The organism is Paenibacillus uliginis N3/975 (assembly GCF_900177425.1).
GTDB lineage: Bacteria > Bacillota > Bacilli > Paenibacillales > Paenibacillaceae > Paenibacillus_AQ > Paenibacillus_AQ uliginis.
The window spans coordinates 1269316-1282272 of the sequence record NZ_LT840184.1 but is presented as its reverse complement, the minus strand read 5'-3'; the positions used below and the strand labels follow the sequence as shown (position 1 = coordinate 1282272).

Below are 12957 nucleotides of genomic sequence, written 5' to 3'. Positions count from 1 at the left end.
TAGTGTTAATATTTCTATCATAGCTGATTCACTAGGAAAAAGGGTTAACAAATGGACATTATTACAAATTGATTTATAGAGATTACTTATCAAATTACAGACATGGTGGAATCACTCGTCATTAATTCTGTTTTTAGCCTAATGGTTACTGGATCACCATCCGGATTATCCAAACGATCCATAACCAAGCGGACGGCTGAGCTGCCAAAATCATTCATTGGCTGGCCGACAGTGGTCATTCGTAACTGAGCATACTGCAGCACGCTATGGTTAGAGAATCCGGCAATCGACAGCCGTTCGGGCAGTTTGAATCCAAGACTCAGCGCGGCATTCAACGTGGACATCGCAAGAAAATCATCCGAGCAAAATACAGCTGTAAGCTTACAGTCTGTGTTAAGAAACGTTTGAATAGCGGTCTGCTTGGCTGTTACTCCCGTTAGTCCTGTCTCATTGACTTCCATAAAAAGCATCCGATCTGCATGTATCTCCACTTTCCATTCCAGCAGAGCGTCTATGTATCCTTGATAGCGCTCCTCCCGACTTCTAACCTTGTTCATATGACTCGTAATAAACCCGATTTCCCGGTGACCGATACGCAGCAGATGTGAAGTCATATCATAGGCACCGCGGTAATGGTCGTGGCTTACACTATCAAAGCCAATTTCATTGAATTGGCGGTCCAGAATAACGATCGGATATTTCTGAAGCTTCAGACGGAGAAGATGATCGCCGCATATTTTTCGATCGACCGGAAACAGCAGGATGCCGGTTATATCGGACTGGCGGGAAAGACTTCGGACAGCCTTAGCCTCAGCCGCTTCATCTCCCGTAACTTTGATAACTACTTCGAACCCCTGTTCTTTTGCTGCCAGTTCGACAGAAGTTATGATGCTACCGACATAATCATCGATCGAAGGTACAATCAGAGCAATATAATGACCGGTACGCCGGGGATGCTTGGAGTCATACGCCAGTTTCATACCTGCCGATTGTCTCAACTCTTCCAGTTCCACATCCGCCAGAAAGGTTCCTCTTCTCGGAAGACGATACACGATTCCTTCCTCCTGCAACGCTTGAAGTGCCAGCTTCCCGGTCATTCGACTGACTCCAAAGCGATCCGCAAGCTCTCCCTCAGAGGGTAACGGGTCATGAGGTTTTAATCCGCTCTCCAAGATAATGTTCAGTACCTGGTCCTTCATTTGTTCAAACAACTTGCCTGATCTTGTGTTCATGTGATGCTCATGCCTGCCTTCCTATCAATATCAGTGACATCTATAATATCACACGAAAAAGACACCTGTCCCGTTGATAGATACAAGCTTCTACGTTTACAGCTGTTTTAAATTTTTAAATAACTGCTCAATTTGACGATATTTTCAAATATTTATGAATAAATCGTGAAAGCGCTTCCTATAATTAGTTCTTTTTATGTAAGCATTTGGCATATTATATATTACAATACCAGCTGACAAGGGGGCGGAAGAAAAGGAGGTGAAAGTATGGGCGTGAATGAAGCGTTAACTTTGATGATTTCGTTCGCCACCTTGGTTGTATCGATGCTTGCTTTCCATAATAAGAAATAGGTCCTTCCCTTCTTGAATGATCCTATTTCTTATCGGCTGATTGAAGCACTTTAACCATAATCCGCCCCGCCCCGCTGGCTGTTGTCACCGGAGCCGGCTGCCACCGGCTCCTTTTGCAATGGACTGTCTGCTGTCCAAATGGATGACCCAATTCGGTACACAAAAATATCCTATTCCCCACAAATGGCAATTATAACTGTCCCTAATTTTCTTTTTTTGCTGCAGTAAAGGATTAACTTCACTTATCAGTTGATGCAGTATGTCTACCAATAAATTATTCGTAAAAGTTATTTTCTAAAACAAGTCATTCTTTCCTATATTAAGTTAGAGACAGTGTCATTAAATTATCTTTTATCCGAAAGCGCTTTTTTTCATTGAGTTATCCACTACCGCGAGGTAAAGTGATAATTATACATAAGTAAGTATGAGGAGGCAGCCTGTTTATGACCACTGAAACACAACGTCCCTATGATGTCATCACTTTCGGAGAGTCCATGGGACTATTATATCCAGAAGGCCCTCGGGGGATTGGACAAGGCGGTACCATGGCCCAATCATTCGGCGGAGCAGAGAGCAATCTAGCCATTGGCCTTGCAAGATTAGGCTGTCCAGTAGGATGGTTCGGACAACTGGGACAAGATCCGATTGCACAAGGAATTGTGAAAACGCTTCGTGGGGAGGGCGTAGATGTATCCAGGGTTCGATATACTGGTAATGCTCCGACAGGCCTGATGTTACGAGAGTCCGTCAGAGGAAAATCATCCGTTTATTATTACCGTGCAGGCTCTGCAGCAAGCAGGCTGACTCCTGATCAAGTCGATGCTGCTTATATTGCCCAGGCACGAATCGTTCATTTCACAGGGATTACGGCTGCCCTGAGCCAAAGCTGTCTCGATACCATTCGTCACGTGATCTCCCTGTGTAAGGAGAATGATGTGCAGATCAGCTTTGATCCCAATCTCCGCCTGAAGCTCTGGAATATCGAACAAGCCCGTCCCGTTCTGCTGGAGCTGGCACAATCGTGTGATTATTTCCTTCCGGGCCACGATGAATGCAAACTCTTGTATCAGACGGATGACGATGATAAGATACTCCAAAATCTCCGTCAGCTTAAAGCTGTAACCGTTGTTAAAAGCTTTCACGGTAACAATATTATCGTTCGAGAAGGCGATGTCCATTCGGTTCCATTTGACAAGGTGGATGAGGTTGTAGATACCATTGGGGCAGGCGATGGATTTTGTGCCGGTTTTCTCGCGGGACTTTCCAAAGGCTATTCTCTCGAGGAATCCATCCGTTTAGGCGGATTAACAGGCTCTCTTGTCATCCAAGCACCCGGCGATTGGGAAGCACTTCCAACCTGGGAAGAAGTCGAGCTTCGACGCGGAAACACAGAGCATATTGAGCGATAGTTTTGTAAGGAGCAGACACAGATGTAGACAATTAGACTAGGAGTGAACAGAATGAAAAAAATGAAGCTTATCCAACAAATCCATGAGGCTGGTGTTATTGCGGTTCTTCGCGGCGATTCGCCGGAAGAGGTCGTCAGAATGGCGGAAAAGGCCATCGAAGGCGGAATTAAGATTATGGAAATCACGCTGACGGTGCCATTTGCCATGGAAGCCATTACAGCGTTATCCAAAAAGTACTCATCAGCCGACCCGAGTGCGGACAATTACGCCATTATCGGAGCCGGTACGGTTCTCGATTCCGAGACGGCAAGACTTGCCATTCTGGCTGGCGCTGAATTTATTGTTTCTCCAGGCTTAGATAAGGAGACCATTATTCTCTGTAACCGATATCGGGTTCCGGTAATGCCGGGAACTTTCACCGTAAACGATATTTTAGCTGCGCTGGAGCTTGGTGTTGATGTGGTCAAGCTGTTCCCGGGCAACCTCTTCTCTCCATCGGTAATTCCTTCTCTGCGGGGTCCTCTGCCACAAGCTAATGTTATGCCATCTGGCGGTGTAAGCTTGGTTAATTTGGCTGAGTGGGTACAAGCAGGCGCCTTTGCCGTCGGCATTGGTTCCGATTTAACCAAAGAAGCCGTCAAGGCGGGAGACTACAATCTGATCTCCGAGAAAGCTCAAGCTTACATGCGCGCCTTCTATGAAGCTAAGGCAAATCTGAAATAATGCATTTATCATAATAAAGAACATGAAAAAACCGCAGAGCGCATCCTATTGTGAATGTCGCACACTGCGGTTTTTTTATTTTTTTCTGGACCATCTTTTCATTGTGCATAGACCTGTAGCTATTCCACCTGAAATGATCGTGAAGATCGATAGAACAAACGTACTGCCAGACAGAAGAAGTCCGCCGATTCCGATAATGATGGCATCCATCAATAAAATAATGACTCCCACATTTAAGGGAATGCGTCGGGCGAGAAAATGGGCGAGCAAATCTGTTCCTCCCGTGCTTGTCTCAAATCGCAGCATGATGCCGAGCCCCGTCCCGATCAAAAAACCGCCGACCGAAGCACTGGGAATGGCTCCCCAATCTAAGTATGGATGAAAAATAGGCTGTAATGGGGACAACAGGTCAATAACAAAAGAGGAAATCAACATTCCCGTCAAACTGTTGTAAAAGATGGCACGGTTTAATAGCCAAGCAGCCATGAACATAGGGATGCTGCACAGTATAATAACAAAGCCAATGTGAAAATCGAACAAATAATTGGTGATCAGCGCAATGCCGATGACCCCGCCATCCAGCACCTTATACGGAACGAGGAAGAAGTTCGTCCCGGCGGCGATCAGAACACTTCCGATAATGATAATAAAATACTTGATAATAGACTGCATAATGAACAGCTCCAAAAGAAGGAATGTCTATTCATATGCTTGTCTGAGTAAAAACTGTACTCCATGTCAGATTTAAATAGAAAAAAAATCCAAAATGGTCCTATTTAAATAGTTTTGTAATCGCACAAAGAAATCAGGAACTGAGTATCTATGTACTATGTTAAATCGTTTGTATCATGAGGCCGTTACACTATATACTGGTAACTAAGAAACTCTCACAGTATATGAAGAGGTGACATACTCATGGATCAGATGAAAGAAGCGTTTGAGAAGCTGGGACTTCCGGAAACAGCAACCAGAGAAGAACTTGATGACCGATATACCCTGCTCATGCGACAGTCCCGTTCCGAGCAAAGACGGGATCCGGATAAGGCTGATGAAGTAGAAGAACGTTTCACAGAAGTAACACGGGCATATAATTATATTTTAGATGAGGAAAAACGCAATTCCCTGGAAGAAATAAGCCGCAAGAAATATGGAAAATTTAAAGGCATGGCAGGAACTGCGGAGAAGACGGAACATTTCTTTCGCTACTATAGATACCATGTACTTGGCGGGCTCGTTATCCTCGGTATTATCATTTATGCAATCATTAGTATTTTCAACCACCGAGCCGAGCAGGAACGGCTCGCCAAACTGCCGCCGGTAGATCTATCCGTCATGTTTTTGGGCTCTTATATGACCCCTGACGGTGGCCAGGACTACAAGCCGATTGAGGATGCCATTTTGGCACAGTTCCCAGAGTGGAAAAGGGTACAGGTTAACATCACGTATGTTCCTCCAATGGACTCCGGTTCACCAAATGATGTCGCCCTTCTCCAAAAAGCAATGCTTATGCTAACTACCGAGCGTCCGGATTTGTATATTATGGATAAGACAGCCTTTAACTGGGTCGGCAATCAAGGCATTGCGCGAAGTCTGGAACCGGAACTTGAGGGCGAGCTCAAGTCACTGGTCACCCCCGATATGCTAGTAAAGACCAAACTGGAAGAAGAAACTGCTGAGAAAGTGTACGCGGTGGATATCATGAACAGCCCGCTCGCTGAAGCTCTGCCCTTAGCCAAAACAGAAATGATAGCCGGAATTCGTGGCGGATCCGAGAAAGAAACCAATGCATTAGCTTTTATTAAAACCTATTTGGAAGCAGCAAAGACAAATCAATAGAAGGATGAATAAGCTTAAGCCCCGTAATGAGGATATCTGCCTCTAAACGGGGCTTTTTCATATAAGATGTTCGGGTCCGGTCGCTGCAATGTACAGAACTGTTGGAACTTTTGGACGGGACTATTTCTATCCTTTGAAAACATACCTAACCTTGATATAATAAAAGGAATTTAAAAGAGTTAAAGGGAGATGTTCATGTCTGGTAAAATAAAAATATTCGCTGACAGCACCTGTGACTTACCGTCATCGTGGATTGAAGAATACGACATCGGCATCGTACCGCTATATGTTGTGTTTGGGGAAGACTCTTTCAGGGACGGAGTGGACATTACACCTTTAGAGCTATATGCCAAGGTTGAAGAAACAGGTAGCCTGCCGAAGACTGCTGCACCGTCGCCTTCTGATTTTATTGCTGCATTTTCTCCGTTTATCGAGCAGGGAGACGACATATTATTCTTGAGCCTTTCATCAGAGCTGTCCTCTACTTATCAAAATGCCGTCATCGCATCTGAAGAGCTGCCATCAGGCCGGGTAACCGTGATTGATTCGCGCAACCTGTCCTGCGGGATCGGACTTCTGGTTATGAAAGCGGTCCATGCTGCTAAAGAAGGTTCTACGATTCCGCAAATCGTGGATCTGGTGAACAGCTATACGGATCAAGTGGAATGCGAATTTGTCATTGATACACTTGATTATTTGTATAAGGGTGGACGCTGCTCCGGCATGCAAAATGTGATTGGAAGTTTACTGAAGATCAGACCTGTTATTAAGGTTGTTAACGGCGGCATGATACCTGCTTATAAAGTTCGGGGCAAGAAAGAGAAAGCTTTGGAACAGATGTTGAGTAATGCGCTGGATCGCGTTCAAGATATGGATAACGACCTTATTGTCGTTGTACATACTATGGCTGAATCGGAAGCACTCATGCTTAAAAAAGCTCTTCAAGAAAAGACAGGCGCAAGACAAGTCAGTATTTCCACTGCAGGCTGCGTAATTAGCAGTCACTGCGGTCCACATACAGTCGGACTTATGTATACCAAGAAACCAAGCTGATACGAGCCAATAATAAACGGCAGTCTGCTTTGGCGAAAGCCTGCAGAACTGCCGTTTTATTATACAGCCGGTTGATCATTTAATACCGATGCTTCCCGAATAGCTTTTGATATGCATTGAATTTTCCCCGGCGCCAATGGTTCCATTTACTTCTTCGTCTGTTTTTTTCGTAGTTGTGAGATTCGCTAAGTTAACGGTTGTATCTCCCTTGGTATTTTGCACTGCTACTTCCAAGCTGGCTGGTGCGGTATGATAATCAACTTGAATATCACCAGTTTTTGTTTCAACGATCAGCTCACCTTTTTCATCTACCCTCTTTATAACGATTTCACCACTCTACTTTGCGACTTCCTGACCAGCAATCCGGCCGTAAGTAATAATATCAGAAATGGCATTTCCGCCCAGACGGTTCGCACCATGAACAACGCCTGTCACTTCTCCAGCAGCGTACAGTCCCGGAATAACCGTGCCTTCTGTCGACAGAACATGTGCTTTCGTATCAATGACCAATCCACCCATTGTATGATGGACCGACGGAACCGCTTTTTGAATATAATACGGGCCTTTTTCCAGCGATACCAAACCGCCACGATGGTTGTAATCAAGATCCTTGCCTGTCTTCGCATACTCGTTGACTTTGCTTATAGTCTCTTTCAATGTTTCTACATCTACCTTGAAGAAATTAGCTGCATCTTCAATCGTGTCAGCCTTATAGAGCATTCCCTCTTTAACTAATTGATCATACTCATCTTGGTGCACTTCGATCGTCTTGCCGATATCGGCGATTTCCTGATTCCAGAATTGGTAAGCGTAACGCCCTTCTTGTGCTAGAATAGCCTTAGATATGACATCGCGTCGTTCCAATTCCTCTACAAACCGTGTTCCCCCTTGGTTAATCAGTATCGCACCATCAAACCGAGAATCGGCCACAAGTGAGATTACACCTGTAACAGGGTCACAGATCGGATAGGTTTGAATATTCTCCATATTCGTAATATCTGCGTTAACTGCTTGAGCCATAACAATCCCGTCACCCGTCGTCCCTGGCGTGTCCGTAGACATATAGCTCTCATCCAACTCAGGATTATATTTCTTACGCATCTCAATATTAGAACCAAATCCACCGGTCGCTATGATAACGCCTTTGTTCGCATGGAAGGTCACCTTTTGACCATTTGTACTCGCATCAACGCCAACTACTTTACCGCTCTCATCCGTTAGTAGTTTCTCAGCTTTCATGTTCGTCTTGATCTTAATTCCAAGTTCTTCGGCCTTGGTCTTGAGCTTCGTAATCAATTCCGCTCCTGTATGGCCGATAGGAATAAGTGCACGCTTGCGGGAATGTCCCCCGAACTGGAAGAGGTGATCGGATAAAAACTCCACTTTTACCTCGTCACGTAACCATTCGGCTGAACCCAGTGCTTGCTCGGACAAAATCTTCACGATTTCCGGCTGGCCTAGATTGTCGCCACCCTTCATCGTATCCTGATAATATAATTCTGGGCTATCATCGGTAATGCCAAGTGCATGCTGAACCCAGTTGTCAGGAGCATTCATCTCCCCACCGGAGATCAATGTGTTACCGCCAACGGTCGGCATCTTCTCCAGAATAACTACGCTTTTTCCGGCCTCTGCTGCTTCAAGCGCTGCACTAAAGCCGGCACCACCCGCGCCGATCACGACGACATCGTATGTTTGCTCCGACTCTTCGGTCTGTTTCGCATCAGCTGTTCCACTGCCTGCCACCAGCGCAATTCCCGATTTAACAATCGCATCCTGAATTGCATCCAAATACCCCTTGCTCGTCACACTAGATCCGCTAATAACATCTACATCTGCACTATTTGCCTGCATGACATTTTCCTTCAAGTGGGTATATACAGGCTCCGATAGAACTTCATTTTCCTTCTGCTCCAGAACCTTCACATCCATAATTTTTTCATCCGTAAAGGTTACCTCAACTTTAATGTCACCGTGCTTACCACTACCTACCCCAATGGCCGTCGTCGTACCATTCGATGCTTCCTTTGCGTTTTCTTTCGAGCCGCAAGCGGCCATCGTAAATACAAGTGCCAGCACCATAATAATGGACAATACTCTACCCGCGTGTTTTCTCATAGTTCCTCCCCTGATACTGATTGTACTAGTATTTTTGACATTGTGAAAAAAGGTACAATGTGTATTATAGGCTATGCATCTCCAAAAGTATTTGCACATTTCGGATTTTATTTATACATTTTGGACAAGTGATACTTCTCATTTAAAGATGGAATGCAACATGATGTAATAAAGACATGCACTCAATACAACGAAAAATTACATTATATGCCGGAGGATGCTTTCTCTTACTATTCCTTGCGTTGTTAGGCTCCATATACATAGAGATGGAACGAACGGTCGTCCCACTCAACGAATCACTGACACAGCAAATCGTCAATGCCCGGAGCGAACAAATATCCTATTGGTTTCAGCAGCGGATTGGAGAAGTCGAAATGCTCGCCACCCTTGCTTCTGATCACCACTGGACTCGAGAAGAGCTGTTACGCGAAAGTCGCAAGCTAGAGCAACGACGAGGTCATGACTACGAGTCCATTCGGATTGTTGATCTCAAAGGAAACTCTTGGACGTCGGATAGCAAGTCTTTCTCTATATTAACGCGAGACTATTATAAAGAACTGATTTCGTCGGATGCTCCTTACGTTGTAAGTAACGTTATTGTTTCTAGAGCCAACAAAGCAGAGATTGTCGTTATTCTATACCGTATTGGACCGCTAGTAAATGAAGATACAGCTTACATCGCAGCCGCCGTTCCTATCGGTAAAATGAAAGAAATCGCCCAAGACATTTTGGTGTATGACGGCAGAGGGTGGCTTATCGTCAATTCGGAATTTCCAGAACTGGAAGATTCCAGAGCTAACATGGCTACCTTTACGGCTTCGATTGCCGGTGTTCCGGGCTGGAAGCTCATATTCCAAGTGCCGAAATCCCAGCTTACCCAAGGTATGACGAAGACCCAGCGGTCGGCTCTTATGGTAGGAACTGTAGTAGGTATCTTCTTTTTGATTCTCGTCCTATTGCTGGGCTCCTCCATAGCGAAGCCGATTCAGGCGCTGCGTCAATTGATGAGACAAGTGGAAGACGGTGACTGGAGCGTGCGTTCTAACGATAAGCGACGCGATGAGATTGGAGAGTTAGGGCGCAGCTTCAATCAAATGCTCATTAAGCTGTATCAATCCCAGCAAGAAAAGAAGGAAATGGAGCTGCAGATGATTCACGAACAGATTAAGCCCCATTTTCTGTATAACACACTGGATACGATTCAATGGATGGCTGCAAGTCATGACGCAAATGATGTGGTGGACATTGTAGAATCCTTAAGCACGTATTTCCGGCTTGGGCTCAGCAGCGGCAGTCAATTTGTAACACTGGAACAAGAATTTCAACATGTCGAGAGCTACTTAAATATCCAATGTGTTCGGTATGATGATATTCTGGATTACGAATTGAGCTATGACAAGCATTTGGAACAACAACAGATCATTCGGTTCATCCTTCAACCACTCGTTGAAAATGCGATTTATCACGGAATCAAGCCGCTGACAAACCAGAAAAGTAAAATATCAATTCGTGCATATAAACAAGGGGATCAACTGATCGTCACCGCCCAGAATAACGGAGTAGACATTCCTAAATCCAGGCTGGCATCACTTCAGGAGACGTTGCGGAACGGAAAAAAAGACAGAAACGAAGAGATCGGATTCGGTCTATATAGTGTCAGCCATCGCATCAAACTTGCTTATGGTGAGCTTTACGGTTTGCAGATCAGTAGTGGACAAGGTATAACCTGTATGACGATAAATATACCGCTTGGAGGTAACAAATCATGTGGCAAGTCCTAATCATGGATGACGAGAAAATTATCCGTAATGGCTTACGGAAATATATCCAAGAGAGTCGGCTGCCTTTTGAACCATCAGGAGAAGCAAGGAATGCTGCTGAGGCGCTGTCTCTAATCGAGCAATCTACACCAGACGTATTACTAGCGGATATTAACATGCCGGGTTTGAATGGCCTTGATCTGGTCCAACTTGTAACGAGTCGTTATCCTGACATGGTCGTGGTGATCATTAGTGGGTACGATGATTTTAAATATGCGCAAAGAGCCCTGCAATTGCATGCTTATGATTACTTACTGAAGCCGGTACCCAAGAGCGATCTAAACCGAATACTTGCTAAGTTACACGATCACTTGTGCAGTCTTCATCCTGACGAAGTTACGAAGCTCAAGAAAGAGATGACACAGGAATCGCTCCCGAATTCCTGTGATCTCTCGCCAATTATGGCGAAAATAACAGAATATATCCACTATCATTACAATGATCCGGAACTGGCCGTACCTCATGTAGCGGAGTTATTTCATATTAATTCCAATTACTTGAGTAAACGAATGAAAAAAGAGGTTGGAGTATCTTTTCTGGAATATTTGACTGAGCTTCGCATCTCGAAAGCGAAGGAATTATTGGATAACTCCATGCAAAATATCAAAATCGGTGATTTGGCGATCAAAGTAGGCTATATGAATCAATATTATTTCAGCCGCCTGTTTAAAAACCGAGTAGGAGTGTGTCCGGTAGATTATAAAAATAGTACCAGAATGAATATGTATTGACTATAGAGATACTGGTTGACTTGGCATAATAAACAGGCTCATAAAACTGCTGATTGGGGCAATGCGGAGCAGCATACCTTATTTAATACCAATGTTTCCTGAATGACTTTTGAGATGCAATAGATACTCTCCAGCGCCAATCGTTCCATTTACTTCCTCATCAGAATTCATTGTAGTTGAGAGATTCGCCAAGTTAACCGTTGTATCTCCTTTAGTATTTTCTACTGCTACTTTCAAGCTGGATGGTGCATTTTGATAACCAACTTGAATATCACCCGTTTTTGTTTCAACGTTCATTTCACCTTTTTCATCGATCCCCTTTAGAACGATTTCACCATTTTCAGAAAAAACATTCCAAACGGAGCTGATTGTATTGTTAAAATAAAGATCATTAGCCTTGGCAACTACGTCTAAATTCCTAAATGAGCTATTGTTTACGGTTAAGTCTCCAACAATTAGATTAAAAACTCCTGAATCTGCTTCAACTTGATTGAATTTCACATTACCCGCTTGATTTTTAACGGTTAGCTTTTGGGTGGCTAACGTATGAATATCGAGATCTCCTTCTTTATTGATCAATGTAACTTGTTCTACTGTATTTTTGGGCACTAAAATCGTGATGGTTCCCTCTTTTTCAAAAGTAAAGGCCGATAACGCCCCGCCAATTTGTTTATTTTGTTGAATGATTAATTTATGATCTTGATGAGTTACTGAAACAGGAACTTTCTTCTTATCCTTCTGCTTACCATTAATGTCTACATGAACTTGATTGTCTGTCGATTCTTTCACTTCAATATCCCATGAATCATTCATGATTTCGATGCTCTGAACTTCTTCCGATGGGAGGTGTTCTGTGATCTCCAACTTTTTAGATCCAATTTGCGAAGTAATGTAAAGTACTCCTACCAAAGCAATTACCGTTAATAACCAAATCCATTTATTTGTTTTCATGACTACCTCTCTTAAAGATCTATTCTATCAATTTTACGATATGATAGATAAGCCACGGCTAAACCAAACAAACCAAAAATAGCAGGAACGCCGATAAATTGAAACATCGATACAGAGCTGCCGCTTCCATCCGAAACCATCGCATTAAGCAGTGTTCCTATGATTACAGCACTAGTAATTGTTGTTGCAGTAGACTTTTTACGCATACCAAAATACAAAGGAATAAGGCTTAAGCCAGCTGTCATCGCTGAAGCGATTAAAATCGATGGAATGGTAGCCAACATTTCTCCCATCGACACGGGTGTTTCGAATAAATGAAGCGTCGGATTCAATACGACTGTCAATCCTTCAATGATTAATGTGGAAATCACTACACAAGAAAAACAGAAGCTAAGAACGATCATTAACTTTGCTTGAATCACTTTTTTGCGTTGCAAGGGATACGTAAATAGCAATTGAATGGTTTTGCTCCTATATTCGTCAATCACTAATCTCGAAATGATGATGCTTGAAAAAACGACAAAGGTAATGCGAACGAAGATATTAGCCAATGACATGAATTCTGTAAAATTTGAAAACATAGGTTCATTTTGAGCGTTTGCCAATAAAGCCATTCCGGCTACCATTCCAAAAATAATAATCATACAAATCACAGCTCTTGCACAATACCCTGCTAGATTGTTTTTCTCCCATTCTAATCTCATAAGTTTAAACATGTTGTCTGCCTCCGTCG

At 43.7% G+C, this 12957-nt stretch carries 13 protein-coding genes; 7 read left to right on the top strand and 6 right to left on the bottom strand.

The features are described 5' to 3' along the window. Positions 1-89 precede the first annotated feature (89 nt). Positions 90-1232 carry a GntR family transcriptional regulator gene (locus B9N86_RS05985; protein WP_208918203.1) on the bottom strand — a complete coding sequence of 381 codons (1143 nt, stop codon included), beginning with the start codon at positions 1230-1232 and terminating at the stop codon, positions 90-92. Positions 1233-1499: 267 nt separating this feature from the next. Between B9N86_RS05985 and B9N86_RS30920 the strand changes: the two genes are divergently transcribed. The 3 genes from B9N86_RS30920 (at position 1500) to B9N86_RS05975 (ending at position 3715) form a co-directional block, all read left to right on the top strand. After that, a complete protein-coding gene (locus B9N86_RS30920; RefSeq protein ID WP_379249454.1) occupies positions 1500-1583 on the top strand; it encodes a putative holin-like toxin in 84 nt (27 codons plus the stop codon). Between the two features lie 443 nt (positions 1584-2026). Continuing rightward, positions 2027-2992 carry a sugar kinase gene (locus tag B9N86_RS05980; protein ID WP_208918202.1) on the top strand — a complete coding sequence of 322 codons (966 nt, stop codon included), beginning with the start codon at positions 2027-2029 and terminating at the stop codon, positions 2990-2992. Between the two features lie 51 nt (positions 2993-3043). Beyond that, the gene (locus B9N86_RS05975) at positions 3044-3715 is read left to right on the top strand and encodes a bifunctional 2-keto-4-hydroxyglutarate aldolase/2-keto-3-deoxy-6-phosphogluconate aldolase (RefSeq protein ID WP_208918201.1); all 672 of its coding nucleotides are present in this window, start codon (positions 3044-3046) and stop codon (positions 3713-3715) included. Between the two features lie 75 nt (positions 3716-3790). Here B9N86_RS05975 and B9N86_RS05970 read toward each other — a convergent pair whose 3' ends face one another. Then, positions 3791-4387, bottom strand: a complete 597-nt coding sequence (locus B9N86_RS05970; protein WP_208918200.1) for a YitT family protein — start codon at positions 4385-4387, stop codon at positions 3791-3793. 243 nt (positions 4388-4630) lie between these two features. Between B9N86_RS05970 and B9N86_RS05965 the strand changes: the two genes are divergently transcribed. After that, positions 4631-5551, top strand: coding sequence for a J domain-containing protein (locus tag B9N86_RS05965; protein WP_208918199.1), 921 nt, complete (start codon positions 4631-4633; stop codon positions 5549-5551). 195 nt (positions 5552-5746) lie between these two features. Beyond that, entirely contained in the window at positions 5747-6604 is an 858-nt protein-coding gene (locus tag B9N86_RS05960; RefSeq protein ID WP_208918198.1) for a DegV family protein, read from the top strand. Positions 6605-6679: 75 nt separating this feature from the next. Here B9N86_RS05960 and B9N86_RS30740 read toward each other — a convergent pair whose 3' ends face one another. Both B9N86_RS30740 and B9N86_RS05950 read right to left on the bottom strand, forming a co-directional pair. Then, on the bottom strand, positions 6680-6931 hold the full coding sequence (locus B9N86_RS30740; protein WP_208920122.1) for a DUF4097 family beta strand repeat-containing protein: 252 nt from the start codon (positions 6929-6931) through the stop codon (positions 6680-6682). Positions 6932-6940: 9 nt separating this feature from the next. After that, complete coding sequence (locus B9N86_RS05950) at positions 6941-8722, bottom strand: flavocytochrome c (RefSeq protein WP_208918197.1); 1782 nt, start codon at positions 8720-8722, stop codon at positions 6941-6943. Between the two features lie 242 nt (positions 8723-8964). Here B9N86_RS05950 and B9N86_RS05945 point away from each other — a divergent pair, with 242 nt between their 5' ends. Both B9N86_RS05945 and B9N86_RS05940 read left to right on the top strand, forming a co-directional pair. After that, positions 8965-10503: a sensor histidine kinase gene (locus B9N86_RS05945; RefSeq protein WP_208918196.1), complete on the top strand. Its 1539-nt coding sequence runs from the start codon at positions 8965-8967 to the stop codon at positions 10501-10503. Further along, entirely contained in the window at positions 10488-11273 is a 786-nt protein-coding gene (locus tag B9N86_RS05940; protein WP_208918195.1) for a response regulator transcription factor, read from the top strand. The genes B9N86_RS05945 and B9N86_RS05940 overlap by 16 nt, the downstream gene beginning before the upstream one ends. 78 nt (positions 11274-11351) lie before the next feature. Here B9N86_RS05940 and B9N86_RS05935 read toward each other — a convergent pair whose 3' ends face one another. Continuing rightward, positions 11352-12224 (bottom strand): DUF4097 family beta strand repeat-containing protein, encoded by an 873-nt coding sequence (locus B9N86_RS05935; protein ID WP_208918194.1) that lies wholly within the window; start codon positions 12222-12224, stop codon positions 11352-11354. An 11-nt stretch (positions 12225-12235) separates the two neighbouring features. Continuing rightward, positions 12236-12940 carry an ABC transporter permease gene (locus B9N86_RS05930; RefSeq protein WP_208918193.1) on the bottom strand — a complete coding sequence of 235 codons (705 nt, stop codon included), beginning with the start codon at positions 12938-12940 and terminating at the stop codon, positions 12236-12238. Positions 12941-12957: the final 17 nt, after the last annotated feature.